Genomic DNA, 23,184 nt, shown 5'->3' with positions numbered 1-23,184 from the left:
CTCCCGGTATAGATCGCGGAGCCGCTCGTGGACAACAGGGAGTTCCGGGGACACGGAACCTGTCGATCGCATCGTCTCGCCCTATCGCGGCGCGCGCTATGAGCGATGCTGGTGGACATGCAGACCCGTACAGATCAGATCACCGCCCACGACGGCTCCTTCGACGTCCGCGTCTGGCTGCCCGACTCGGGCTCCGGCCCCGGCATCCTCCTGGTGCAGGAGATCTACGGCGTGGGCCCGTACATCGAGAAGGTCGCCGCCGACTTGGCCTCGCGAGGCTACGTGGTGGCCGCGCCCGACCTGTTCTGGCGCCTGCGGCCGCACTGGGTGGGCGAGCACACCCCCGAGGGCACCCAGGCCGCGCTGGAGCTGGCCCAGGGCTTCGACCTCGCGCAGGGCGTGGCCGACTGCGCGCTGACCGTCTCCCATCTCGGCTCGCTGCCCGAGGTGCGCGGCGGGGTCGGCGCGGTCGGCTTCTGCTTGGGCGGCTCGGTCGGCTACATGCTGGCCACCCAGCTCGACCTGGCCGCGGTGCTGTCCTTCTACGGCTCCGCCGTGCCCGACGCCATCGGGCTGATGGAGCGCATCCAGGCGCCGCTGCTGCTGGTGTTCGGGGGCAGCGACCCGTACATCCCGCGCGAGAGCGTGGCCGCCGTGGAGAAGGCCGCCGAGGGCCGGGCAAACGTCGTCATGCACGTCGAGGAGGAGGCGGGGCACGCCTTCCACAACAGTGAGTCGCCGATGTTCCACCAGCCGGAGCCGGCGGCGCGCGCGTGGGAGGTGGCGACCACGTTCCTGGACCGGCATCTGCCCTCCCGGTGAGACCTGTCCAATTCGACAGCTTCCGGTATCCCTAGATCAACCGCCATCATGAGCGAATGGCGCGGACGTGGGAATTGTGGGGAAACGTCATTATTGCTGGTACCTTTGCGCTCCCCCTGGCCTGGCTGGCAATCGTGCTTCTCTCCCGTCACCGCTCACGCGCCGGCCATCCCGCGCCCCTGCGCGCCTCCCTCGCCGACGTCGGCATCGTGGTCGGGACGGCGCCGTGGATCTGGATGATCCTGACACCGTCGGACGGCCCGTCAGGGGTGAACCTCATACCGTTCACCGACCTGGCGGACCTGGCCGCGGCGCCGTGGGAAGCGGTGTCGGTGCAGGTCGGAGGCAACCTGCTGGTGTTCGCCGCGCTCGGCGCGCTGCTGCCGGTGCGCAGCGCCGCGATGTCCTCGCCCGGCCGCGTTGCGGCGGTCGCCGCGGCATTTTCGGTCCTGGTCGAGACACTCCAGTACGTGTGCCGTCTGGGGCGTCTGTCCTCCGTGGACGACGTCATCCTCAATGCGACGGGCGCCGTGATCTTCGCATTGGTTACTCGCCGCTGGTGGGCCCGGGCACATACCGGCGGGGACCGTTCCATGGTTACGGACCGCTAAAACATCGCGGAATTCACCACTCGGGCACGATCCTCTCAAAATCAGCCCGCGACCAAGGCCCGCTTCTGTGCGATCGTGGACAAGGCGGGGCAAGTTCTCTGGAGACGCCACTACGCGGTTGGTGACAGAGGGTGATCAAAGTTGTCTGAATCCCCGGTACCCCACGAGCCCCCTATCTATCGACGCATCGCCGACGGTCTCCGCGCCCGGATTCTGTCCGGCGAGCTGCGCGACGGGGACCGACTACCGGGCGAGAACGCGCTTATGGCCGAATACGCAATCGCACGAGCCACCGCCAGGCAGGCGCTTGCCGTACTGATCAACGAAGGGCTGGCGGTGCCCAGACGAGGTTCGGGGGTTTACGTGCGGCTGTTCAAACCGATCCGCAGGCACGGCTCACGCCGCCTGTCACGAGAGCAGTGGGGTCAGGGACGCGCCATCTGGGACGCCGACACGCGTGGCCGCCCTTTCACCGTCGACGCCTTAGAGGTGGCGTTGGAGCGAGCCACCGAGGATGTGGCCGCCGTGCTGGAGAGCGGCGAGATCTGGGTACGCAGGCGCCGCTACTCCGTCGACGCCAGACCCGTGCAACTGGCCACCTCCTCCTTCCCCGCCCGCCTGGTCGAGGGCAGCGCGATCACCCTCGCCGACACCGGACCAGGCGGCGTCTACGCCAGGCTCAGCGACCTGGGCCTGCCCCCCGCCCACTTCACCGAGGAGGTCAGGGCCCGCATGCCCACCCCGCGCGAGAGCAGCCTGCTCGACCTGCCCGCCGGGACGCCCGTCATCGTGATCGCGCGCACGGCGTACACGTCGGGCGGGCTACCGGTCGAGCTCAACGAGATGGTGCTGGACTCCGCGGCTTACGTACTCCAGTACGACTTCGACGCGTGAATCAAGCCGATCTGTCAAGCGATAGGTTGACCTGTCCATTACGATCATTGAATTCTCTAGAGAGGTACCGCATCTTCTAAGGAGATGGAACCTCGCCTGGGGGCCCGGGAAAGGTGGACAGCGATGTCCTTTGATCGGCATCTCGCCGAGATCGCCCGGGAGTACCCCCAGTGGACCATCTGGCGGAGCGACGCGGGCCGCTGGTGGGCCACGAGACACCATCCGCTGAGCGCGGCGCAGCGCGATGCCGGATGTGCGATGACCATCGACGCGGACGACCCGGACGGCCTGCGCGACCGGCTCCGGGACCAGGAAAGGCGGGCCGGCGAGCAGCACACGTGGCGAACCGGCCCCGCACCACCTTGACGCAGGCCGTGGAGCGTTCCCCGGCCCGCGTCCACGAGCAGCCCGGTGCCGGGTCCAGCGTCTCGGCGGCCCCGGTACCGGGCCCCCAAGGTTTACGGAGGGGCCACGAACGCGGAAGTCTCCGACCCGATCGGGGGCGGGGGCTTCCGCTCCCCCAATCCCGACGGCCTCCCGGAGCGATGGCCGAGGTCACCTCGGTGGCGGTGACCTCGGCCTCTCGCGTCCGGGCTACTTGCGCGAGTCCGACAACCGGCCGATGTTCACGTCCGTGTCGTCGGAGATGACACCCTCCCGCTGCTGGTCGGCGTTCTCGTCCTTGACGATGACCCGGACCGTCCGCTCGGGGTCCTCGGCGTCCTCCTGCGCCGGCACCTCGGCCTGCTCAGCCTGGGCGGCCTCAGCGGGCGGCTCCGGCTGAGCGGGCGCGTCGGCCGGCGCAGGCGGAGCGGAAGGAGCTGAGGGGGCGGGCGGGGCGATGGCCTCGGGCACCAGCGGCCCGGCGTTCGACTCGGCGCGCATGAGGTCGCCCAGCACCGAGCTGATCTCGGTCAGCCGCCGCACCACCTCCGTGTGCGTGTTGCCGAGGTACTCGACCCGGCGCCCGGCCTGCTCGTCCAGTGCCGTGGCCCGCTGGTGCGCGGTGGCCAGCATGTTCTCGGCCTCGGCGTGCGCCTGCGACACCATCTGCTCGGCCTGGGCGTTGGCCGACTGCATCGCCTGCTCGGACTCTGCCCTGGCCATCGTGAGCGTGCGCTCAGCCTCGGCCCTGGCCTCCCGCACCGTCTCCTCGGCCTCGCTGCGGGCGGAGGTGAGCTGCTCCTCCGCGTCGCTGCCCGCCTGGGCCAGCATGCGCTCGGCGGCCTGGGTGGCCTCGCTCACCCGCCGCTCGGCCTCGGCCTGCGCCGAGGTGAGGATCTTGTCGGCGGTCTCACGGGAGGTGGTCACGAGCCGCTCGGCCTCCGACTTGGCGGCGTCGCGGACGCTGGCGGCCTCGGCCTCCGCGTCCTCGCGTTTGGCGGCCGCCTCCTCCTCTCCGAGCCGGAGGATCTGCGCCAGCCTGGGGCTCAGGTCCTCGTAGCTCTGCGGCGTCTCGACCATGCGGCGCCTGGCCTCGGCCAGCTCGATGCGGCCCTGCTCCGCCTGCTCGATGGCCCGTGCCAGCCGCTCTTCCAGATCTCTGATCTGGTTACGGGTGCGGATGATGTAGTCGTGAACCTGGCGGCGGTTGTAGCCGCGCATCACGACCTCGAACGTGTCCTCTTGCATCAGATCGGGAATGCTCTCGTGCTGGTTCATCATGGCGATTACCTGGGGTTTTCGTCGTGAGGCGGGGGAAAACTAGCGGGTTGTGAGGGTTCGGCGACGGGACGTCAGGAAACGACTTTCCTGCCATCTGCCCACGTCCGCAACCCGAACGCCATACCCCGAGCTGGAATTACGATGTCTCGAATGTACATAGCAGCGTTGGACAACGGAGCAGTCCCGGACATACATCCTGAAGCGTACATAGCCCCTGGTGCGGTCGTGGTGGGCCGCGTCCGGGTGGGTCGCGCGTCCAGCATCTGGTACGGCTCCGTGCTCCGCGGGGACGACGAGCGGATCGAGATCGGCGCGGAGTGCAACGTCCAGGACCTGTCGTGCCTGCACTCCGACCCGGGCGAGCCCGCGATCCTGGAGGACCGTGTCAGTCTGGGCCACAAGGCCATGGTCCACGGCGCCCACGTGGAGGCCGGCGCGCTGATCGGCATCGGCGCGATCGTGCTGGGTGGCGCCCGCGTCGGCGCGGGCACCCTGGTGGCGGCCGGAGCCCTCGTGGGCCCCGGCAAGAAAATCCCGGCGGGCGTCCTGGTCGCGGGGGTGCCCGGCAAGATCGTGCGTGAGCTCACCGACGACGACCGCGACTCCTTCGCCCGCACGCCGGACAACTACATGGCCAAGGCGCTCAGGCACCGGCAGGCGTCATCGCTTTGATCAGTACGTCGTCCGACACCGAGGCCGGGTTGAGCGGGTCGGCGTAGTCGGGCAGCTCCGGCCTCAGGAAGCGGACGTAGTCGACCGTGAGCTTGAGGTCGGGAGTGCCCTTGACCTGCTTGGCGTTGCCCTTGGCCGCGTCCTTCTTGAGCGTGCTGTAGCTGTCCCAGTCGGTGTAGGCCGTCACGCCCCACTGGAGCACGTCGGGCAGGTTGGACGGCCAGCGCTGGGCCACCTTCCACTTGCCCTTGTCCTCCTTGTAGATCGCGACGAAGACGCGGCCCACCCTGGCCAGCACGAGCTCCACCCAGCCGCTCTTGACGGCGACCTCCTTGGGCTTGGAGCTGCCGTCCTGGGTGTACTTGGCCTCCACCTGGCCGCTCTTCTCCGCGGTGCCGATGGTGACCGACACCCAGTTCGGCTTGACGTACGAGCCGGGCTGGCGGGCCATGAGACCGCCGAGGGAGAACTTGCGCTTGGGCTGGCCGCCGCTCTTGCCCTCGACCTTGACCCGGGCGTGCATGACGATGTCGCCGGCGAGGTCCTGGTACACGAAGGGCCCGCGGAAGCCGTCGAACCAGGCCGAGACGTTGGGCTCCAGGTACATCGCGCCGTTCACCGTCTTGTTGACGTCGTACTTGGCCAGCCGGTCGATGTCCTTCTCGGTCTCGCTGAGCTTGGTCCACATCTTCAGGTCGGCGGCGTCGTCGAACTCGGTGGAGGCCTCGCCCACCTCCCCGCCGGGTGCGGGCGGGGTGGCGTTCTGTGCCGTGAGAATGCCCGGCCCGGTGGGTGTGGGCTGCGCCGCGGTCGTCGTCCCGCAACCGGAGAGCACGCTCACGACCGCCAACGTCCCTGCTACCTTCGCCCTCATGTCGGACATTCTGCCGTGAAATGCCGATGGATGATCCGAGTACGCCCAGTACGATGACCGCCGTGCCACCCTGGGATGCGTTCACCGCCGCAGAGGCGGAGGTCCGCGCGATGGTCGCGGACCCGCGCTGGCAGGGTCTTTCCGTGCCCGACCGCGCGCACGTCCTGGCGGCCAGAATTCTTGTGACCCCAGACGGCGACCGGTGGCTGTTCGGCGCGCACGCGCGCTGGCACCTGCTCGACCCCGCCGACGGCCGCTGGCATCCGGCTCCGCCGCCGCGCGGCACGCGGGTGCGCCGGGTGACGCACGCCGCGGCGGTGCTGCCGGACGCCGTGGTGCCGCCCGGCCACGACTTCCACGCCGAGCCGGGCTCCACCCAGTCGTTCGTCGGCCCCGACGTGCCCGGACGCCTCACCGAGCAGCTCAGGGTGCTGGTGCGGGCCTCCGGACGCAAGTCGGAGCTGGACTATCCGCTGTCCGCCTTCGATGAGATCTTCGCCACAGACGTGCCGAGCACGGTCGCGGCTGTCTGGGGCACGACCATGTGGTGCGCGTACGCGCCCGCCTTCGACGGCAACGAGCGGCTGATCACCGTCTTCGGCGAGTACCTGCGCCGCTCGCTGCCCGGCGACGAGTGGGTGCGCTGGCTGCCCGCGCCGCCCCTGGTGGACCTCGTCACGCTGGTCGCCGAGCGGATGCGGGCCGGGCGCCACCGCGCCGCGCTCAGGCTGGCCGCCGTGATGGCGGACACGGCCCAGATCCTGCTGCTCGACACCCGGTTCAGGCCGCGGGCGCTGGCGCTGCTCACGATGGTGGAGCCGCTGCTGCGCCGGCCCGGGTTCGGCGACCCGTACGACGATGACGCGGTGATGCGCGGCGAGTGGCTGGAGCGCTGCCCCGCGCGGCTGTGCCGGGCCCTGCTCGTCGAGAACGACCCCGAGGCGCACTTCGCCCACACCGTCTACGACCTCGTGGACGCCCTGTCGTTCGCGCCGGAGCCGCGCCGGGCGGCGGCCACGTTCCTGGCCGACCTGTCCGACTCCAGGGGGACGCTGCCGGGGCGGCTGGACCACCGGCTGCGGATGGCGTACGAGGAGTTGCGTGAGGCCGGCCTCACGGGCACGTCCGCGGCCGAGACGACGCAGCCGGACGGCTTCCCCGTCCGTACGGGCGAGGCGGCTCCCGCGTCGGAGGTGGCGCCGCCCGACAGGGGCAGCGCGGCCGCGGTGCTGGGCGCCGCGTACGCCATGGGGCTGGCGTGGGGCAGGCTCACGGGGGCGAAGCTCCCGGAGCGCGGGCTGGCGGGACAGTCGGCACTCGTACGCCGGATCGTCCATGAACGGGACGACCACCACACAGACCACATCTAAACCACTAATGCCGCTATTTCCCCCTTACTCCTCCTATATCGTTCTAACGCCTGAGATAACAGCAATTTCGCTGAATTGTGATCTCGGATTCGGGAAATGATCCTGACGGGGCCCCCGAGGCGCTGAAAGGAATGACTCCGATGGGCCATGTCGCCGGAAGGGCCTCCGCCGTAACCTCGTAGAGGGTGTGGGCTGCGGAAGGAAGGACGACGCGGTGGGGCACGACGACCTGGACTCTCGGGTCCATGACCGTGTCGCGTTGGACGAGATTGCGCTCTACGCCGAGGTGCTCACCGCCGTGGCAGTCAGTGAGCGGCGGCTGACCTTGGACGAACTCGACGACGCGCTCGGATTGCGGACTTCGGCGAGTCGCTGAAGAACCAACTCGATTACCAAGACCCCGGGGACCTAGTTCCCGGGGTTTCACATAACTAGTCAATCCACGGCTGGATCATCCGACTTACGGATGAGGCCCTCAGGTAAGAGGGCTAGACCCTTCTAGGAGCGCACCAGGCGGGCGATCGCCGCCGACGCCTCCTTCACCTTCGCCTCGGCCTCGGGGCCACCCGTGTTGATCGCGTCGGCCACGCAGTGCGAGATGTGCTCCTCCAGCAGCCCCAGCGCGACCGCCTGAAGGGCCCGTGTGGCGGCGGAGACCTGGGTGAGCACGTCGATGCAGTAGGCATCGTCGTCGACCATGCGCTGCAGACCCCGGATCTGGCCCTCGATTCGCCGCAGGCGCGTCAGATATGCCTGCTTGTCTCCGCTGTACCCATGCATGCTTCTACGGTACCCGTAAGGAGTATGCGCTAGCGGAGATCGGCGATGAGCTTCTCCCACTGCTCGACCACCTCGTCGGCCGAGTGCCGCACCGCCGTGTCGAGCGCGCCGGCCGCCAGCGAGCGCCGCCTGCGCTCGTCGTCGATCAGCGCCAGCAGCGCCGCCGCGAAGAACTGCAGGTCACCCTCGGCCTCCGGCACCAGCACCCCGTTGTAGCCGGTCGCCACGAACTCCCTGGGCCCCTTGGCCCCGTCGAAGGCCACCACCGGCACCCCGCACCCCATGGCCTCCAGCACGGCCATGCCCAGGTCCTCGCTGTGCGAGGTGGTGGCCACGATCGAGGCCTTGGCGAACTCTCCCGCCAGATCGGGCGTGGTGCCCATGAAGTAGACGTGGTTGTGCAGGTCGAGCTCGCGCACCAGCGAGCGCAGCCGCCGCTCCTCGGGGCCGCCGCCGTAGAGCCTCAGCCGCCAGTCGGGCCGCTTGTCCGCCACGATCGCGAACGACCTGATCAGCCGGTCGTACGCCTTCACCGGCACCCATCGGCCGCCGGCGGCCACGATCCTGTTGTCCATCCGCGAGCGCGGCCACGGGCCGCCTGGCAGCGCGTCCAGCACGCTGTGCACGACGGCCGCGTCGCCCAGGAGCCTGCTCCACTCCTCCTGGGCCGACTCCGTGGCCGTCACGACGGCGCTCAGGCGCGGGTAGAAGCGTTTGACGGGCCCCGGCACGGCCGGCCTGCTCCACTCACGGGCGATCTTGATCGTGTCGCGCGGTGCGTGCCTGGCTGCCTGCACGCCGAGCCCCGGCCTGGTCGTGATCAGCACGTCGGACCTGAGGTTGCGCAGCACCCGCCACAGCGCCACCTCGGTGCGCACCTGGCCGCGCGGCAGCAGATGCCTGACGCCCGGACGCACGTCCACCACGCTGCGCATGCTGACCTTGGGGCCGACGGGGAAGAACGGCTTCTCCTTCTGCCGCCTGACGCTGATCACCTCGACGTCGTGCCGCTCGGCGAGCGCGGTCGCCAGGTTGAGCGTGGCGCGCACGTCGCCCCGCATGGCGTACGCGGAGGCGAGCACCAGGCTGACCTTCATCCGCCGACCTCGATCCGCAGCTCGTCGTCGGCGGTGTAGCAGGGTTTGATCAGGACGCCGTCCACGCGGGCCGACGGGTAGTGCAGCCGTCGGCGCTTGCCGTCCACGTCGTCGAGCCGCGCGCCGAGCCGCAGCGTGGCGGGCACGCCGTCCACGTGCAGCGCGGGCTCCCAGGTGCCGGAGCCGTCGGGGTCGGCGGCGAGCACGTCCACGAGCGACACCGCCGCGTGGAAGCGCACGCCCTGCACCGTGGCCGTGCTCTTCAGGTGGGCGCCCGTCTGCCTGCGCTCCAGCGTCATCACGGCCTCGTGGCGGGAGTCGTCGTCCTCCAGGCCGGTGAAGGCCAGCAGGCCCATCACCTCGAAGCGGCCCTCCCTGAACCAGATGGAGCGCACCTCTGCCACCGGCTCGGCGTCGGAGATCTTCAGCGCGAGGAAGCCGTTGCGCGTCCGGTACGAGCGGTAGGCGAGCGTGCGCCTGCACAATGCATACGCGTCGAGATGGTCGAGTGAGAACCCGGGATCGACGCTGCGCAGCCGGCTGCGCTTGCCGTCACGCCGCAGGTACGCGTCCCACCGGCCGGTGCTGAGCTCCAGCGGCGCGAGCGAGACGGCCAGCGTGGCCTCACGCGCACGCGCGCCTGGGCTGCCGAGCAGCACGTCGCGTTCCACCCCCGTGGTGCGATGCCGGAGAACGAGTTCGGTGCCGTCTTCCAGTGGTTCGTCGATGGCGAGTCGCAGGGAGAGCACGTCGGCCAGGGTGACTTCGGCGTCCGTGACGACGACGCCCATCACGAGCCCCCTCCCCGTCGAATAAGGCCATGCGACGTTGAGGTTACCGTGATTTTCCCGTTATGTGGATGCCAGATTTCTTCCGGTCACACCGATTGACAGGCGAAACTCCTCCACACCGGGTGTGGAGGAGTCCGACATCTCGCGTCAGGACGCGCCCTTGACCGACTTGATCAGAAGCTGCGCCACGTCCACGACTTCCAGCGATTCCTTGGCCTCGCCGTTGTTCTTCTTCTCGTTGATCGCGTCGCCCAGCATCACCATGCAGAAGGGGCAGGCGGTCGAGACCGTGTCCGGGTTCGTGGTCAGCGCCTCGTCCACCCGCTCGGTGTTGATGCGCTTGCCGATGCGCTCCTCCATCCACATGCGCGCGCCGCCGGCGCCGCAGCAGAAGCCCCGGTCCTTGTGCCGGTGCATCTCCTGCGTCTGCACGCCGGGCACCTTGGACATGATGTCGCGCGGCTGGGAGTAGACCTTGTTGTGCCGGCCGAGGAAGCACGGGTCGTGATAGGTGATCTTCTCCTCGATCGGGGTGACCGGGGTCAGCAGCCCCTCGTCCACCAGCTTCGACAGCAGCTGCGTGTGGTGCACGACCTCGTAGGTGCCGCCGAGCTGCGGGTACTCGTTGGCCAGCGTGTTGAAGCAGTGGGGGCAGGTGGCCACGATCTTCTTGACGCCGGCCTCGTTGAGCGTCTCGATGTTCTGCTGGGCCAGCATGTTGAACAGGTACTCCATGCCCAGGCGGCGGGCCGGGTCACCGGTGCACGCCTCCATCGGGCCGAGCACCGCGAACTTCACGCCCGCGATGTGCAGCAGCTCCGCGACGGCCTTGGTGGTCTTCTTGGCCCGGTCCTCCAGCGCGCCCGCGCACCCGACCCAGAACAGGTACTCGGTGTCCTCGGGCATCTTGTCCTCGACCATCGGGACCTCGAAGTCGAGCTCCTCGATCCAGTCGGCCCGCTTCATCTCGGACATGCCCCACGGGTTGCCCTTGTTCTCCAGGTTCTTCACCATCACCCCCGCCTCCGACGGGAACGACGACTCCACCATCACCTGGTAGCGGCGCATGTCGAGGATGTGGTCGATGTGCTCGATGTCCACCGGGCACTGCTCGACGCAGGCGCCGCAGTTGGTGCAGGACCACAGCACGTCCGGGTGGATCACGCCTTCCTCGCCGACGAGCGGTTTCTCCAGCAGCGCCAGCACGTCGGTGTCCTTGTGCTCCACGCCCGCCGAGGCCGCCAGCAGGTACGGGGCCACCTTGAAGGCGTGGTCACGCTGGTCGAGGATGAGCATCTTCGGCGACAGGGGCTTGTCGGTGTTCCACGCCGGGCACTGCGACTGGCAGCGGCCGCACTCCGTGCAGGAGTAGAAGTCCAGGAAGCCCTTCCACGTGGTGTCGCCGATCTTGCCCCGGCCGAGCCGCTCGGGGTCGAGGTCCTCGTCCTCGAAGTCGACCGGCTTGCCGTCCACCCGCATCTCGGGCGCGCCGCCGAGGCCGTCGGGCCGGCGCGAGAACAGCACGTTGAGCGGGGCGGTGAAGATGTGCAGGTGCTTGGAGTTCACCACGATGACCAGGAACACCAGCATGAAGCCGATGTGCAGGAGCAGCGCGATCTCCTCCAGCAGCGCGTTCTGCGGCAGCAGGTCGCCCAGCGCCAGCGAGACGAACGCGCCGGAGGAGTAGGGGAAGTTGCCGTTGGCCGCCGCCGCGCCCCTGGCCAGGAAGAGCGTCCAGATGATGTTGAAGATCATGAACAGCACGAGCCAGGCGCCGCCGAGGTGCGAGCCGGAGAAGCGGGAGCCCCGGCCGAGCGTCTTGGGCGAGTTCCTGACCCGGATGATCGCGAAGGCGACCAGGCCGAGCAGACACGCCACCGCGATGAAGTCCTGGAGGAAGCCGAGCACGCCCCACGTCCCGATGAGCGGGATGTGGAAGTCGGGCGTGCCGGTGATCGCCCCCTGGATGATCGCGCCGTACGCCTCGATGTAGACGGTCAGCAGGATGAAGAACGCCCACATGACGAAGAAGTGCGCGACGCCCGACGGCGTCCACTTGAGCAGCTTCTTCTGCCCGAACACCTCGACGAGCTGCGCCTTGACCTCTTCGCCCGCATGCGTCCTGGCGTACTCGACGCGTTCGGGCGCGGGTGGCCCGACCGTGGCGAGCTTGAAAAGGAACATGGCCCTGCGGCCGGCCACGGCCACCGCCGCGACGGTCATGACGAGCCCGATGATGGCTACCCAGAGCACGGGGTCCTCCCACAGACGACGTTGGCTGTCAGCGTACGGTCACCCGCTGCGCAGGCATGGTGCCGCAATCCTACCCACGAGTAACTTCACTCGGTTACGCGACATACCCTAAGGTCATCGCCGTCTCTAGAACAATGCTCTAACCGGTGAAGTACCGTTGGATGGTCGGCGCCAGGATCTCCACCAGCTCGTCGTGACCGGCGCTGGCCAGCGGCTCCAGCCTGAGCACGTACCGCGCCATCACCACGCCCAGCATCTGCGCGAAAGCCGCCTCGATCCGCAGATGAGGCACCCCCAGCCGGTCGGCCACCTGGAAGAGCAGCGCCGAGGTGAAGAACTCCCTGACCATCCCGACCGCCTGCTCGTTGCTCATGGCCGAGCGCATCAGCGCCAGCACCGGAGCACGCGTCTTCTCGTCGGCGGTCAGCCGCAGGATCAGCCGGACCAGCCGCTCCCCCGTCTCCTCGCGCGGCCCGTCGAGCAGCACCGGGATGATCTGCTGAGGGTTGATCGGCAGCTCCATCGCCGCCGCGAACATGCCCTCCTTGGTGTCGAAGTAGTGGTGCACCAGAGCCGGATCGACCTGCGCCTCCCGCGCGATGCCGCGCACCGTCGCCTTGTCGAACCCCTTCTCCGCGAACACCCTCCTCGCCGCGGCGAGAATCTCCCCGCGCGTGTCGGCCGACCCGGGCCTGCGCCCGGGCCTCCGCTTGACCGTCACCTGCCCACCGCCAGGTAGACCCGCATCGGCACGGACAGCACCCCCTCGGGGAACGCCTCCCGCAGCGCCTCCCGCTGCCGCTCCACGACCTCGTCCGCACGTTCGGGCGACAGCGCTGCCATGTACGAGTGCGAGCGCAGATCCAGCAGGAAGTCCTCGATGCCGATCAGCCTGGTCCACGGGATCCAGCGCTCCTCGATCACCTCGAACGACGACGCGATGGGCGGCACCGACCACTGCTCCACCGCCGGCCCCCAGTACGCGGGCACCTCCTGCGCCAGCCGCGCCTCGTAGGCGGCCAGCCAGTCGGCCTGCGCCGCGTGGTTGAGGTTCCAGCAGCCCACGATGGCGCCGCGTGGCCGCAGCACCCGCCTGGCCTCGGTGATCGAGACCACGGGGTCCAGCCAGTGCCAGGACTGGGCGTACATGACCAGGTCGGCCACCTCGTCGGCCAGCGGCAGCGCGTTGCCGTCGGCCAGCACGGCGCCCACCCGCCTCCCGTTCGAGCCGCCGGTCTTGGAGACCAGGCGGGTCAGCATCGCCTCGCCCGGATCCACCGCGATGACGTGGGAGCCGCGCGCCCTGAGCGCGTGCGACATGATGCCGGTGCCCGCCCCGACGTCCACCGTCGTGGCCCCGTCGAGCTCCACCCCGGACACCTCCGTCAGCGCCCGGTACACCTCGTCCGGATACCCGGGCCTGCCCGCGTCGTAGGCGTCGGCCACCCGGTCGAACGTCCTGCCCAGATCCTTGATCGGCCCGGTGCTCATGTGGACGCCGCCAGATGCAGCCTGGCGAAGGCGAGCGCCTCCGCCAGGTCGTCGATCCGCTCGGTCCTGCTGGCCGCCTTACGGGTGTTGATCTCCAGGACCACCAGCCCCGAGTAACCCGTGCCGGCCAGCCGCTCCAGCATCTGCGCGCACGGCTGGTTGCCCCTGCCGGGCACCAGGTGCTCGTCCTTGTTCGTCACGCCGAGACCGTCGGCCAGGTGCAGGTGCGCGAGCCTGTCGCCGAGCTTGACGGCCATCTCCATCGCGTCGGAGCCCGACACCGCGGTGTGCGACAGGTCCAGCGTGACGTGCGGGAAGTCGTAGTCGATCGGGTTCCAGTCGGGTGAGTAGGGCACCACGTCGTTGCCCCTGGCGCGCAACGGGAACATGTTCTCCACCGCGAACGTGACATCCGTCTCGTCCCGCATCCTGGCCAGCCCGTTCTCGAAGTCACGGGCATAGTCGCGCTGCCAGCGGAACGGCGGATGGACCACGACCGTCGAGGCGCCCAGACGCTCGGCCGCCTTCTGGGCCTTGACCAGTTTCGCCCACGGGTCCCGACCCCAAACCCGCTGCGTCACCAGCAGGCAGGGCGCGTGGATGGCCAGAACGGGCAACTCGTAGTGCTCGGAAAGACGCTCGATCACATCGATGTCCTGGCTCACCGGGTCGGCGCCGACCATGATCTCGACGCCGTCATAACCGAGGCGCGCGGCCAGCTCGAACGCGTCAGGAGTACGTTCCGGATATACCGAGGCGGTGGACAATGCGATCTTCGCATTGGGCACGCGGATGACATCAGCCACGTTGCCAGCCTAAGCCGGAGAAGCCGATATGGCGCGTCAGCCCCTAGCGTTGGGGCATGACACGGATAGCGAAAGGTGCGATCCCCAGCCCGAATATCTGGAACACGCCCCAGATCTACGAGCTGGAGAACCGCGCCGTCGATCCCGATGGCGCGGCCGACGCGGCCATGCGCGCCCTGCGCCCCTGGGACGGCGCCACCGTGCTCGACATCGGCTGCGGCACCGGCTACCACCTGCCCGTCCTGGCCGCCGAGGCGTCCCAGGTGATCGGCGTGGAGCCGCACGGCGACCTGGCCGCCCTCGCCCGCCGCCGCTGCGCGGCCCTGCCCAACGTGACCGTGCACGCCGCCACCGCCCAGGACCTGCCGCTGCCCGACGCCGGGGTGGACGTGGCCATGGCGCGCTGGGCGTACTTCTTCGGGCCCGGCTGCGAGCCGGGCCTGCGCGAGCTGACCCGCGTCGTCCGGCGCGGCGGCGCGGCCTTCGTGCTGGACCTCGACGCCACCCGCGGATCGTTCGGACGCTGGTTCTCGCGCACCGTGCCGACGTACTCCGTCCGCGAGGTCGAGGCGTTCTGGGACCGTAACGGCTGGCAGCGCCGCGAGCTCGACCTGCGCATGGTCTTCCAGCGGCGCGCCGACCTCGAAGCCGTGCTGCGCATCGAGTTCACCCCCCAGGTGGCCGAGCAGGCCATCGCCGAGACACGCGGCCTGGAGCTGGCCTATCCGAACGTGCTGCGCTGGCGCTTCTTCTGAACCCCTTGACCTTGACACCGACGTCAACGTTTACCGTGGGGGCATGCGCATCGGTGAGCTGGCGGAACGCACCGGAGTGAGCACCCGCTCGCTCCGCTACTACGAGCAACACGGGCTGCTGCGCGCCCGGCGCGCCTCCAACGGCTACCGCGCCTACAGCGAGGACGACGTCAGGCTCGTCTCCGAGATCCGGGCCCTGCTCCAGATCGGCTTCACCCTGGAGGAGACCCGGCCGTTCGTCGACTGCCTGCGCCAGGGGCACAGCACCGGAGGCTCCTGCGCCGAGTCGGTCGAGGTCTACGAGCGCAAGCTCAGCGAGATCGACCAGGAGATCCGCGTCCTGCTCAACCGCCGCGCCGAGGTGGCCGCCCAGCTCGCCCAATCGTGCCCAGGTTGCTTTGTGAGGGGATGAAAGATGATCACTTTGACCACGGACAACTTCGAGGAGCAGGTACTCAAGAGCGACAAGCCGATCCTCGTGGACTTCTGGGCCGAATGGTGCGGGCCGTGCCGGATGGTGGCGCCCGTGCTGGAGCAGATCGAGTCCGAGCACGGGCTGACCATCGGCAAGCTGAACACCGACGAGAATCCGGAGATCATGGCGCGGTACGGGGTGATGGGGATTCCGACGCTGCTGCTGTTCGAGAACGGGGAGCCGGTCAAGCAGGTCGTCGGCGCCAAGCCGAAGCGCATGCTCGTCTCGGAGCTCGGCCTGGCGTGATTGTCGGTCCCAGCCGCTAGCCTGCACCACATGGCCAAGACTGCCCCGAAGCCCGGATACCGCTGCGCCGAATGCGGCTGGCGCACCACCAAGTGGGTCGGCAGATGCGGAGAGTGCCAGGCGTGGGGCACGGTCGACGAGGAAGGCGCGAGAGCGGGCGTCAACGTCGTCCAGGCCGGCGCCACCACCGCCCCCGCCCTGCCCATCGGCCAGGTCAAGGCCGAGGTGGCGACCGCCCGCACCACCGGCGTGGCCGAGCTCGACCGGGTGCTGGGCGGCGGCCTGGTGCCCGGCGCGGTGGTGCTGCTGGCGGGTGAGCCCGGCATCGGCAAGTCCACCCTTCTGCTGGAGGCGGCGGCGCGCATCGCCGAGCGCGCGACCGTCCTGTACGTGACGGGCGAGGAGTCGGCGGCCCAGGTGCGCCTGCGGGCCGACCGCATCGGCGCCATCCAGGACCAGCTCTACCTGGCGGCGGAGACCGAGCTGTCGGCGCTGGTCACGCACGTGGAGAAGGTCCAGCCGAGGCTGCTGGTCGTCGACTCGGTCCAGACGATCGGCTCCGCCCAGGCGACCGGCGTGCCCGGCGGGGTGACGCAGGTGCGCGAGGTGGCGGCCAACCTCGTCCGGATGGCCAAGGAGCGCAACATGGCCACCGTCCTGGTCGGCCACGTCACCAAGGAGGGCTCGATCGCCGGCCCCCGCACGCTGGAGCACCTGGTGGACGTCGTGCTCAACTTCGAGGGCGACCGCCACTCCCGGCTGCGCATGGTCCGCGCGATCAAGAACCGGTTCGGCCCCACCGACGAGATCGGCTGCTTCGACCTGCACGAACGCGGCATCGAAGGCATCACCGACCCCAGCGGGCTGTTCGTCTCGCGGCGCAGCGAGCCGGTCCCCGGCACCTGCGTCACGGTCACCGTCGAAGGCACCCGCCCGCTGCCCGCCGAGGTGCAGGCCCTGGTGGCGCGCACCGACGCGCAGCAGCCCCGGCGCACGTCTTCCGGGCTCGACACCTACCGCGTCCAGATGGTCCTCGCCGTCCTGGAGCGCCGGCTCAACGCCCGCCTGGGCGGCTGCGACGTGTTCACCGCGACCGTCGGCGGCATCAAGCTCGCCGACCCCGCTGTAGACCTGTCCGTCATGCTCGCCGTCGCCAGCGCCGCCGGCGACAAACCCCTCCCCCCTGGCCTGGTCGCCCTCGGTGAGGTCGGCCTGGCGGGCGAGCTGCGCCCCGTCAAGGACGTACGCAGACGGCTCACGGAAGCGGCCCGCCTGGGCTTCAAACGCGCCCTCGTCCCCGCCGGCTCCCTCGAAGAAGGCACGGGCAGGCGGGGCGGCCAGCGCGCCCTGGTGCCGGTCGGGCCGGTCGCGTTCACGCCGGGGTTCGAGGTGGTCCAGGCCGAGAACGTCTGGGACGCTCTCACACACGTCACATAGCACGGCTAAGCTGAGGTGACCGATCGACACGGGGGTCAGGTGGATAGGAGTCTGGACGACCGTCGTCGCGAAGCCCTGGCCGCGGTAGCGCCGGGCACACCTCTGCGCGACGGCCTGGAACGGATCCTGCGCGGGCAGACCGGCGGGCTCATCGTGCTCGGCTACAACAAGGTCGTCGAAGAGGTCTGCAGCGGCGGCTTCGAGCTCGACGTCGACTTCTCCGCCACCCGGCTCCGCGAGCTGGCCAAGATGGACGGCGCCATCGTCCTGAGCGACGAACACAAGATCGTGCGCGCCGCCGTGCACCTCGTCCCCGACCCCGTCATCCCCACCGACGAGTCCGGCACCCGCCACCGCACCGCCCAGCGCGTCGCCAGGCAGACCGGCCTGCCGATCATCGCCATCAGCAAGTCGATGCGCATCATCGCCCTCTACCTCGACGGCATCCGCTACGTCCTGGAGGAGTCGGCCGCCATCCTGTCCAAGGCCAACCAGGCCCTGGCCACCCTCGAACGCTACAAACACCGCCTCGACGAGGTCTCCGGCACCCTGTCGGCCCTCGAAATCGAAGACCTGGTCACCGTCAGAGACGTCGCCGCCGTCGCCCAGCGCCTGGAAATGGTCCGCCGCATCTCCGACGAGATCAAGGGCTACGTCGTCGAGCTCGGCACCGACGGCCGCCTCCTGTCACTGCAACTCGACGAACTCGTCGCGGGCGTCGACTCGGAACGCGAACTCGTCATCCGCGACTACCTCCCCGCCCCCGCGGGCCGCCGCCAGAAACGCCTCCTGGAGGCGATGCACGAGCTCGACAAGCTCTCCGGCGCCGACCTCCTCGACCTCTCGGCCGTCGCCCACGTCCTCGGCCACAACGGCACCGACCAGCTCGAAACCCCCGTCAGCCCGCGAGGCTTCCGCCTCCTGGCCAAGGTCCCCCGCCTCCCCGCCACCGTCGTCGACCGCCTGGTCAACCACTTCGGCGGCCTGCAGAAACTCTTGGCGGCCAGCATCGACGACCTACAGGCGGTGGGCGGCGTGGGAGAATCGCGAGCCCGCAGCGTCCGAGAAGGCCTCTCCCGTCTGGCCGAATCCTCCATCCTCGAGCGCTACGTCTAAAAGCAAGGTCCTCGCTGGTCGCTCGGGCGTTTCTCCCAACCCCCACCCGCCCCAATCCCATTTACCGGGTTGGCCGTTGGGAGCCCGCCCCGAAACAAGGGTCCTCGCCTTCGGCTCGGGCTGTGCCTGTCCGGTGCTCGCGGCTTCGCCACGAGCCCCGGGGCGAGGGGCTTGCCAGCCCCTCGCGCTCCCCGGACGCGACACCATCGCCTTGCCCCTCTAAGGAACAGGCTCACCGAGCATCACCCAATAGCAGCGATCTCCACCAACGCCCAGCCACAGCCACTCTCACCCATGCGGTCTCATGGACCACCCACCCTCCCTCCTGAACGAGCAGCCGCCTGATGAGACCAAGGCCCCCGGCCTGGCACAGCTCGAATACGACGTCATCCGAGGCACAGGTGTGGGCGAGAACGCGTACACCATGGCTGCGGTCCGTCGGACATTTCCATTCCAGCACTTCATGACCATCCCGAGCGGGCGCGGCATGCAACCCGGGGCAGGACTCCGGCTCCATCAGGGCGGCCTCCCGATGACCAGCCGAGATGTTCTCCATCAGAGCCCCCGCCCAACTTCAGCCAGTACCTTCTCGATCACATCTGCGGCTCCCCGCACATCGGCGACAGGCGCGATCGGTTCCGGCCAGGGAAACCAGAACCAGATCTTCCCATCGGCCCCAGGCGAGGTCATCACGCTGTCGGTCAGGACAGGCACGTGCACGTTGGTCACCACGAGAATGGGCGAGCATCCGTCAGGTCGTCCGAGACGGGCGTTGAAGCCACGGCGGACGAGCTCTTCCCCAAGCTCCACCAGTTGTCCGGCGACGGCTGGTGCGGTGTTGGCCTTCATCCTGTCCCCTTCTTCGACGATCAAGACTGCCGTGGGTGGGACCTCCGGCTTCGTGCCCGGAGGAGCAGCGCCGTTCCATGCCCGGCCTGTCGTGCAGGCCAGGAAGAGTTTCGTGTCAGGGTGTGCGCGAAGCAGCGCGAGCGATGAGCCACGCCTGGTAGGTCAGCGAGGCCATCAGGTCCACGGGGCTGTGACTCTGCACCTCGCGCCGCACACCGGCGGCGGCCGTCTCAAGCGAGTCAGCGGTGGCCACCCAGATCCAACGCCCGTCCGGGCCGGGCTCGTAGTCGATCCGGTAGCTCGGGAAGGCGTTGCGCAGCACCGAGAGCTGGCGGTCCTTCACGTCGAGTCGGAGCCAAGCGTCGATCGCATCGTCCCTGCTGGTGGGTAGTCCTCGCGGGGCACTCAACGGGTCTCCACCTCCGCGTGCTTTCACTATCTGTTGCGGACTGCGTTCGTGCAGCTACCGTGAAGCTTGTTCCAGCGATGCGCGTCACACGAGGGGTTGCCCGGACAGGGCAACAGGCAACGGGAAGAGGCAACCGTGGGCTTCGGTGAAGAGCTGCGACACTGGCGCGAGCGGCGCAAGGTATCGCTGTCGGGGCTCGCACAAGCCACGCACTACTCCAAGGGCTATCTCAGCCGGGTTGAGCGAGGACAACGCAACCCCGAGCGTCTCCTCGCCGAGTTGTCCGACGACGCCCTCGGTGCCGACGGGAAGCTCGTCGAGGCGTGGGTGTCGGATTTCGGACCGGAGCCTATGCTTGGGCCAGGCGCAGGAGGTGAGGCAACGAAAAGGCGCACGTTCCTCAAGAGCGCGAGCACCGCACTGGTGCTGCCAGGGCTGCCAGAGGCAGATCCGCACGCCAACGCGGTCGCGCGACTCAGGGACGCCCTCGTTCCCGACTCGCCCGTCACCGGCGAGGACATGTCCCTCACTGCCTTCGGACGCGCTGTCACCCGGGCACGTCGGGACTTCGCGGCAGCGCGATATGCGGGTCTCGCTGACGATCTCGCCGACCTCGTGCCCGTTGCCCGCGCCGCCACCGGCCCGGGCGGGAACGCGCTCGCCGCGCAGGTGTACCACCTCGCGGCCCGCACGCTCATCAAGCTGGCCATGCCGCCCTACGCATGGGTGGCCGCCCACCAGGCCGAGCAGGCTGCTCAGGCAAGCGGCGACATCCGCGCCATCGCTGAAGCCCGCCGCGACATGGTCAGCCTCTTCCACCGTGCCGCCGACTACGGCAAGGCGCGGAATCTCACAGCACGCGCCGCGGACACCCTGCGGCCAGCGCTGCCGAACGCGGATCCGGCAGCGTGGGGCGCGTACGGCACGCTCATGTCCACCGGAGCCATCGCCGCGGCTCGCCTGGAGGACCGGCACACCGCCCTCAGCATGCTTCAGGAGGCCGAGGAGGCGTCACATCGCTCTCCCAAGCTGGTGTTGTCCGCCGGCCACGTGGTGACGTACCAGATCGGCGTGTTCATCATCTTGGGGGATGCGGGTACGGCCATCGAGCGGGCGCGACGCATCGCCGCCGAGGAGATCCCCACGCTGGAGCGGCGGGCCGGCTACTTCACGGGCATCGCCGAGGCGTACACCCTCTGGGGAAAGACGGACCGGGCCGTCCGGGCACTGCTCGTCGCCGAGAAGATCGCACCAGCCGAGATCCGGCGATCCAACCCCCGGCGGGTGATCGAGGACCTGCTGCATCGGGATCCGCACAGCAACCTGTCGGGGCTGAGGGCGCTCGCCAGGCGTGCCTCCGTCGCACTGTAGGCGCATGCGCGTTCGGCTGCGGGCCACGCCCCGGGAGGGGGCGAGGCCACGGCACATGCGCCACCCTCGGAGGGTCGCTCCGCGCTGCCAGCCCACACCGCACCGGCGCCCGGAGGCGCAGCACCTCCGCCTGCTGCACAACTAGGCAGCCGGCCCTTCGTACGCCGATGAGCCGGACGCGCCGGGCGTCCCGAAGACCCGCGACCGCGCCTCAGCCAGCAGGCTTTCACCAGCAGTTCCTCAGCAACCCATCCTCAACGCAGATGGAAGACACCCTTCTCGGTACGCATCTTCCCCATCCGCGCCACAGCCACATAAGTCCCCGGCAGCGCGACCGGCGACGCGGACCGGCAGTCGGAGCTGGACCGTCGCCGATCCCACTCCAGCGACCGCACGTACGGCACCCCCCGTTGCAACTCCGCGACCTCGATCCCCGCCCCGCTCACGCAGTCGGCCGTGGACCAGATGCGATCGGCGCCCGAGGTGATCCGGACCTCCATGGCGCGCGGCCCTATGTCGGCCTTGCACATCACCGAGCCGGTGTTCACCAGGGTGACCAGGAAGGTGGGGCGGGAGTCGCCGGCGTAGATCTGCTCCTTGCCACCTTGGAGGCTGAGCACGAGGTCCTTCTCCTGGCACGGCTCTCCAGGCTTCCTGGGCCGCTCGGAGGGGGCCGCCTTGGGGGTGGGCGTGGGGGACGGGCTGGCGGTGCCCATGGCGAGCGTGCGCAGGCCGGCCAGCAGCGGGTCCGCGGCCGGTGTCGGCTGCGCGCTGGTGCTCGCGCTCGGTGAGGACTGCGCGCTGGACGAACGTTCGGGGCCGCTGCCGCCGGTGGAGCACGCCCATGCCACAACGGCCACCACGACGAGCACCGCCACCAGCACGCTCATCCGGCGGCGCCAGTAGATGTCACCGCCGTCGCCACGCATCGTATCCGGGTCCATACAGCACAGGATGGTGAGCGGGCAACGACGGTGAGTGACGACACGCCGATGGATGGCATCTCCTGGAACGTCGGCGCGCCAAGGGTTGTCATCGCCCCATACGCTTGACCGCGTGGTTGAGCCGAACGTCCTGCACACCGCCGTTCTCGACTGGTACGAGGACAACGCCCGGGATCTGCCGTGGCGGGCGCCCGACGCGACGCCGTGGGGCGTGCTCGTGAGCGAGATCATGTTGCAGCAGACGCCGGTCGTCCGCGTGCTGCCGATCTGGCACGAGTGGATGGAGCGCTGGCCCACCCCTGAGGCGCTGGCCGCCGAGCAGCCCGGCGAGGCCGTCCGCCACTGGGGGCGGCTCGGTTATCCGCGCCGGGCGTTGCGGCTGCACGCGTGTGCCCGCGCCATCACCGACGAGCACGGCGGCGAGGTGCCGTCCGACCATGCGACGCTGCTGGCGCTGCCCGGCATCGGCGAGTACACGGCGGCCGCCGTCGCCAGTTTCGCGTTCGGCGGGCGGCACGCGGTGCTGGACACGAACGTGCGGCGGGTGTTCGCCAGGGCGGTGCGCGCCGAGGAGTACCCGCCGGTCGCCACTTCGGCGGCCGAGCGGCGGCTGGCGGAGAGCCTGCTGCCCGAGCTGGGCGCGGCCCGTTGGGGGGTGGCCGTGATGGAGCTGGGGGCACTGGTGTGTTCGGCGCGTGCGCCGCGCTGTGCCGACTGCCCGATCACGCAGGTGTGCGAGTGGCGGCTGGCGGGCAAGCCGCCGCACGCCGGGCCCGCGCGTAAGGGGCAGACGTACGCGGGGACCGACCGTCAGTGCCGGGGGCGGTTGCTGGCGGTGTTGCGCGAGGCGCACGGGCCGGTGCCGAAGATGGCGCTGGACGTGGTGTGGGATGACGCGGTGCAGCGGGAGCGGGCTCTGGACGGGCTGGTGGCCGACGGTCTGGCCGAGGCGCTCGACGACGGCACGTACCGCCTGCCGCACTCCTCCTGACGGCCTCCGCGCGCCCGAGAGTCCCGCTGCCCCCGCCCCCTAACGGACCCAGGGCGGCACGAGCCGCTCGTCATCCTTCGGAGCCAGATCGCAGGCATCCGCCTCCGACACCCCGCCCGGGTTGTAGACCTGAGCCCCAGGCGGAGCCACCACGACGGAAACGAACCCCCGCTCCCCATCGGCGAACATCTGCCGGCTCACATCCGCGGGCAACACCATCGTGTCGCCCGCGCCCACCTCGTACCGCTCACCACCCAGCTCGACCACGGCACTCCCGTCGAGCCACGTCCACACCAGCTCGGCGTCGAACGCGTGCACCGGCCCCACCATCCCGGGCTTGGCATCCACCCGCCACATGGCGACCTGCCCGGCGGCACCCTGCGAGGGGGACGCGAGCGTGGTCATGACCCCGTTCGGGGTCTCGATCCTGCGGGAGTCGGCTCCCAGAACAACGGTCATCGTCGA

27 protein-coding genes are annotated in these 23,184 nt (G+C 69.6%); 14 read left to right on the top strand and 13 right to left on the bottom strand.

The features are described 5' to 3' along the window. The first annotated feature begins 117 nt into the window (after positions 1-117). The 4 genes from FXF51_RS34815 (at position 118) to FXF51_RS34800 (ending at position 2,693) form a co-directional block, all read left to right on the top strand. On the top strand, positions 118-822 hold the full coding sequence (locus FXF51_RS34815) for a dienelactone hydrolase family protein (protein ID WP_148438954.1): 705 nt from the start codon (positions 118-120) through the stop codon (positions 820-822). A 56-nt stretch (positions 823-878) separates the two neighbouring features. Next, a complete protein-coding gene (locus tag FXF51_RS34810; protein ID WP_148438953.1) occupies positions 879-1,433 on the top strand; it encodes a VanZ family protein in 555 nt (184 codons plus the stop codon). A gap of 141 nt (positions 1,434-1,574) precedes the next feature. Next, positions 1,575-2,327, top strand: a complete 753-nt coding sequence (locus FXF51_RS34805) for a GntR family transcriptional regulator (RefSeq protein WP_148438952.1) — start codon at positions 1,575-1,577, stop codon at positions 2,325-2,327. A 123-nt stretch (positions 2,328-2,450) separates the two neighbouring features. Further along, a complete protein-coding gene (locus FXF51_RS34800; protein ID WP_148438951.1) occupies positions 2,451-2,693 on the top strand; it encodes a hypothetical protein in 243 nt (80 codons plus the stop codon). Between the two features lie 228 nt (positions 2,694-2,921). Here FXF51_RS34800 and FXF51_RS34795 read toward each other — a convergent pair whose 3' ends face one another. After that, a complete protein-coding gene (locus FXF51_RS34795) occupies positions 2,922-3,992 on the bottom strand; it encodes a hypothetical protein (RefSeq protein WP_148438950.1) in 1,071 nt (356 codons plus the stop codon). 150 nt (positions 3,993-4,142) lie between these two features. Here FXF51_RS34795 and FXF51_RS34790 point away from each other — a divergent pair, with 150 nt between their 5' ends. After that, entirely contained in the window at positions 4,143-4,664 is a 522-nt protein-coding gene (locus tag FXF51_RS34790; protein WP_411268402.1) for a gamma carbonic anhydrase family protein, read from the top strand. Here FXF51_RS34790 and FXF51_RS34785 read toward each other — a convergent pair. Further along, positions 4,636-5,538, bottom strand: a complete 903-nt coding sequence (locus tag FXF51_RS34785; RefSeq protein WP_148438948.1) for a DUF1349 domain-containing protein — start codon at positions 5,536-5,538, stop codon at positions 4,636-4,638. The two genes, FXF51_RS34790 and FXF51_RS34785, sit on opposite strands and share 29 nt — an antisense overlap. A gap of 53 nt (positions 5,539-5,591) precedes the next feature. Between FXF51_RS34785 and FXF51_RS61125 the strand changes: the two genes are divergently transcribed. Together FXF51_RS61125 and FXF51_RS61120 are read left to right on the top strand one after the other, a co-directional pair. Further along, positions 5,592-6,908 carry a hypothetical protein gene (locus FXF51_RS61125; RefSeq protein ID WP_222871593.1) on the top strand — a complete coding sequence of 439 codons (1,317 nt, stop codon included), beginning with the start codon at positions 5,592-5,594 and terminating at the stop codon, positions 6,906-6,908. Between the two features lie 214 nt (positions 6,909-7,122). Next, complete coding sequence (locus tag FXF51_RS61120) at positions 7,123-7,284, top strand: hypothetical protein (protein ID WP_020540796.1); 162 nt, start codon at positions 7,123-7,125, stop codon at positions 7,282-7,284. 122 nt (positions 7,285-7,406) lie between these two features. Here the strand turns inward: FXF51_RS61120 and FXF51_RS34775 are convergent, their stop codons facing one another. From FXF51_RS34775 to FXF51_RS34745, 7 genes are all read right to left on the bottom strand, one after another. After that, positions 7,407-7,688: a metal-sensitive transcriptional regulator gene (locus FXF51_RS34775; protein WP_080044376.1), complete on the bottom strand. Its 282-nt coding sequence runs from the start codon at positions 7,686-7,688 to the stop codon at positions 7,407-7,409. Between the two features lie 29 nt (positions 7,689-7,717). Continuing rightward, complete coding sequence (locus tag FXF51_RS34770) at positions 7,718-8,785, bottom strand: glycosyltransferase (RefSeq protein WP_148438947.1); 1,068 nt, start codon at positions 8,783-8,785, stop codon at positions 7,718-7,720. After that, positions 8,782-9,576 carry a hypothetical protein gene (locus tag FXF51_RS34765; protein WP_148439043.1) on the bottom strand — a complete coding sequence of 265 codons (795 nt, stop codon included), beginning with the start codon at positions 9,574-9,576 and terminating at the stop codon, positions 8,782-8,784. The genes FXF51_RS34770 and FXF51_RS34765 overlap by 4 nt, the downstream gene beginning before the upstream one ends. Positions 9,577-9,723: 147 nt before the next feature. After that, a complete protein-coding gene (locus FXF51_RS34760) occupies positions 9,724-11,829 on the bottom strand; it encodes a (Fe-S)-binding protein (protein WP_148438946.1) in 2,106 nt (701 codons plus the stop codon). A gap of 139 nt (positions 11,830-11,968) precedes the next feature. Then, positions 11,969-12,550, bottom strand: a complete 582-nt coding sequence (locus tag FXF51_RS34755; RefSeq protein WP_148438945.1) for a TetR family transcriptional regulator — start codon at positions 12,548-12,550, stop codon at positions 11,969-11,971. Continuing rightward, positions 12,547-13,320, bottom strand: a complete 774-nt coding sequence (locus tag FXF51_RS34750) for a class I SAM-dependent methyltransferase (protein WP_262380038.1) — start codon at positions 13,318-13,320, stop codon at positions 12,547-12,549. The genes FXF51_RS34755 and FXF51_RS34750 overlap by 4 nt, the downstream gene beginning before the upstream one ends. Beyond that, positions 13,317-14,126 carry a sugar phosphate isomerase/epimerase family protein gene (locus FXF51_RS34745; RefSeq protein WP_148438944.1) on the bottom strand — a complete coding sequence of 270 codons (810 nt, stop codon included), beginning with the start codon at positions 14,124-14,126 and terminating at the stop codon, positions 13,317-13,319. Before FXF51_RS34745 ends, FXF51_RS34750 begins: the two co-directional genes overlap by 4 nt. Before the next feature lie 56 nt (positions 14,127-14,182). Here FXF51_RS34745 and FXF51_RS34740 point away from each other — a divergent pair, with 56 nt between their 5' ends. Genes FXF51_RS34740 through disA form a run of 5 tightly spaced genes read left to right on the top strand, consistent with a single transcriptional unit; the run spans position 14,183 to position 18,155 of the window. Next, a complete protein-coding gene (locus FXF51_RS34740; protein ID WP_148438943.1) occupies positions 14,183-14,881 on the top strand; it encodes a class I SAM-dependent methyltransferase in 699 nt (232 codons plus the stop codon). 43 nt (positions 14,882-14,924) lie between these two features. Continuing rightward, the gene (locus FXF51_RS34735; RefSeq protein WP_148438942.1) at positions 14,925-15,293 is read left to right on the top strand and encodes a MerR family transcriptional regulator; all 369 of its coding nucleotides are present in this window, start codon (positions 14,925-14,927) and stop codon (positions 15,291-15,293) included. A gap of 3 nt (positions 15,294-15,296) precedes the next feature. Further along, positions 15,297-15,602, top strand: a complete 306-nt coding sequence (trxA, locus tag FXF51_RS34730) for a thioredoxin (RefSeq protein WP_148438941.1) — start codon at positions 15,297-15,299, stop codon at positions 15,600-15,602. Positions 15,603-15,632: 30 nt separating this feature from the next. Then, on the top strand, positions 15,633-17,039 hold the full coding sequence (gene radA / locus FXF51_RS34725) for a DNA repair protein RadA (protein ID WP_148438940.1): 1,407 nt from the start codon (positions 15,633-15,635) through the stop codon (positions 17,037-17,039). Positions 17,040-17,078: 39 nt separating this feature from the next. Next, on the top strand, positions 17,079-18,155 hold the full coding sequence (disA, locus tag FXF51_RS34720; RefSeq protein ID WP_148438939.1) for a DNA integrity scanning diadenylate cyclase DisA: 1,077 nt from the start codon (positions 17,079-17,081) through the stop codon (positions 18,153-18,155). A gap of 555 nt (positions 18,156-18,710) precedes the next feature. On the opposite strand, the gene FXF51_RS34715 is transcribed toward disA, so the two are convergent. Both FXF51_RS34715 and FXF51_RS34710 read right to left on the bottom strand, forming a co-directional pair. Next, positions 18,711-19,004, bottom strand: coding sequence for a hypothetical protein (locus FXF51_RS34715; protein ID WP_148438938.1), 294 nt, complete (start codon positions 19,002-19,004; stop codon positions 18,711-18,713). Positions 19,005-19,119: 115 nt separating this feature from the next. Beyond that, positions 19,120-19,413, bottom strand: a complete 294-nt coding sequence (locus FXF51_RS34710) for a hypothetical protein (protein WP_148438937.1) — start codon at positions 19,411-19,413, stop codon at positions 19,120-19,122. Between the two features lie 135 nt (positions 19,414-19,548). Here FXF51_RS34710 and FXF51_RS34705 point away from each other — a divergent pair, with 135 nt between their 5' ends. Next, complete coding sequence (locus FXF51_RS34705; RefSeq protein ID WP_187414726.1) at positions 19,549-20,784, top strand: helix-turn-helix domain-containing protein; 1,236 nt, start codon at positions 19,549-19,551, stop codon at positions 20,782-20,784. 254 nt (positions 20,785-21,038) lie between these two features. On the opposite strand, the gene FXF51_RS34700 is transcribed toward FXF51_RS34705, so the two are convergent. Beyond that, positions 21,039-21,728 (bottom strand): hypothetical protein, encoded by a 690-nt coding sequence (locus FXF51_RS34700; RefSeq protein ID WP_262380037.1) that lies wholly within the window; start codon positions 21,726-21,728, stop codon positions 21,039-21,041. A gap of 229 nt (positions 21,729-21,957) precedes the next feature. On the opposite strand from FXF51_RS34700, the gene FXF51_RS34695 reads away from it, so the two are divergent. Further along, positions 21,958-22,719: an A/G-specific adenine glycosylase gene (locus FXF51_RS34695; RefSeq protein ID WP_411268409.1), complete on the top strand. Its 762-nt coding sequence runs from the start codon at positions 21,958-21,960 to the stop codon at positions 22,717-22,719. Positions 22,720-22,758: 39 nt separating this feature from the next. On the opposite strand, the gene FXF51_RS34690 is transcribed toward FXF51_RS34695, so the two are convergent. Then, positions 22,759-23,178 carry a cupin domain-containing protein gene (locus FXF51_RS34690; protein ID WP_148438935.1) on the bottom strand — a complete coding sequence of 140 codons (420 nt, stop codon included), beginning with the start codon at positions 23,176-23,178 and terminating at the stop codon, positions 22,759-22,761. Positions 23,179-23,184: the final 6 nt, after the last annotated feature.

The organism is Nonomuraea sp. PA05 (assembly GCF_008086045.1).
GTDB lineage: Bacteria > Actinomycetota > Actinomycetes > Streptosporangiales > Streptosporangiaceae > Nonomuraea > Nonomuraea monospora.
Note: the sequence above shows the minus strand (reverse complement) of the source record. Positions and strands in the feature narration are given on the sequence as shown.

What these genes read in the sequence shown, in the direction of transcription:
- FXF51_RS34815 (WP_148438954.1), top strand. Translation starts at nt 118, where the DNA reads ATGCAGACCCGTACAGATCAGATCACCGCCCACGACGGCTCCTTCGAC.
- FXF51_RS34810 (WP_148438953.1), top strand. Translation starts at nt 879, where the DNA reads ATGGCGCGGACGTGGGAATTGTGGGGAAACGTCATTATTGCTGGTACC.
- FXF51_RS34800 (WP_148438951.1), top strand. Translation starts at nt 2,451, where the DNA reads ATGTCCTTTGATCGGCATCTCGCCGAGATCGCCCGGGAGTACCCCCAG.
- FXF51_RS34795 (WP_148438950.1), bottom strand. Translation starts at nt 3,992, where the DNA reads ATGATGAACCAGCACGAGAGCATTCCCGATCTGATGCAAGAGGACACG.
- FXF51_RS34790 (WP_411268402.1), top strand. Translation starts at nt 4,143, where the DNA reads ATGTACATAGCAGCGTTGGACAACGGAGCAGTCCCGGACATACATCCT.
- FXF51_RS34785 (WP_148438948.1), bottom strand. Translation starts at nt 5,538, where the DNA reads ATGAGGGCGAAGGTAGCAGGGACGTTGGCGGTCGTGAGCGTGCTCTCC.
- FXF51_RS61125 (WP_222871593.1), top strand. Translation starts at nt 5,592, where the DNA reads ATGACCGCCGTGCCACCCTGGGATGCGTTCACCGCCGCAGAGGCGGAG.
- FXF51_RS34775 (WP_080044376.1), bottom strand. Translation starts at nt 7,688, where the DNA reads ATGCATGGGTACAGCGGAGACAAGCAGGCATATCTGACGCGCCTGCGG.
- FXF51_RS34770 (WP_148438947.1), bottom strand. Translation starts at nt 8,785, where the DNA reads ATGAAGGTCAGCCTGGTGCTCGCCTCCGCGTACGCCATGCGGGGCGAC.
- FXF51_RS34765 (WP_148439043.1), bottom strand. Translation starts at nt 9,576, where the DNA reads ATGGGCGTCGTCGTCACGGACGCCGAAGTCACCCTGGCCGACGTGCTC.
- FXF51_RS34750 (WP_262380038.1), bottom strand. Translation starts at nt 13,320, where the DNA reads ATGAGCACCGGGCCGATCAAGGATCTGGGCAGGACGTTCGACCGGGTG.
- FXF51_RS34740 (WP_148438943.1), top strand. Translation starts at nt 14,183, where the DNA reads ATGACACGGATAGCGAAAGGTGCGATCCCCAGCCCGAATATCTGGAAC.
- FXF51_RS34735 (WP_148438942.1), top strand. Translation starts at nt 14,925, where the DNA reads ATGCGCATCGGTGAGCTGGCGGAACGCACCGGAGTGAGCACCCGCTCG.
- trxA (WP_148438941.1), top strand. Translation starts at nt 15,297, where the DNA reads ATGATCACTTTGACCACGGACAACTTCGAGGAGCAGGTACTCAAGAGC.
- radA (WP_148438940.1), top strand. Translation starts at nt 15,633, where the DNA reads ATGGCCAAGACTGCCCCGAAGCCCGGATACCGCTGCGCCGAATGCGGC.
- FXF51_RS34715 (WP_148438938.1), bottom strand. Translation starts at nt 19,004, where the DNA reads ATGAAGGCCAACACCGCACCAGCCGTCGCCGGACAACTGGTGGAGCTT.
- FXF51_RS34700 (WP_262380037.1), bottom strand. Translation starts at nt 21,728, where the DNA reads ATGGACCCGGATACGATGCGTGGCGACGGCGGTGACATCTACTGGCGC.
- FXF51_RS34695 (WP_411268409.1), top strand. Translation starts at nt 21,958, where the DNA reads ATGTTGCAGCAGACGCCGGTCGTCCGCGTGCTGCCGATCTGGCACGAG.
- FXF51_RS34690 (WP_148438935.1), bottom strand. Translation starts at nt 23,178, where the DNA reads ATGACCGTTGTTCTGGGAGCCGACTCCCGCAGGATCGAGACCCCGAAC.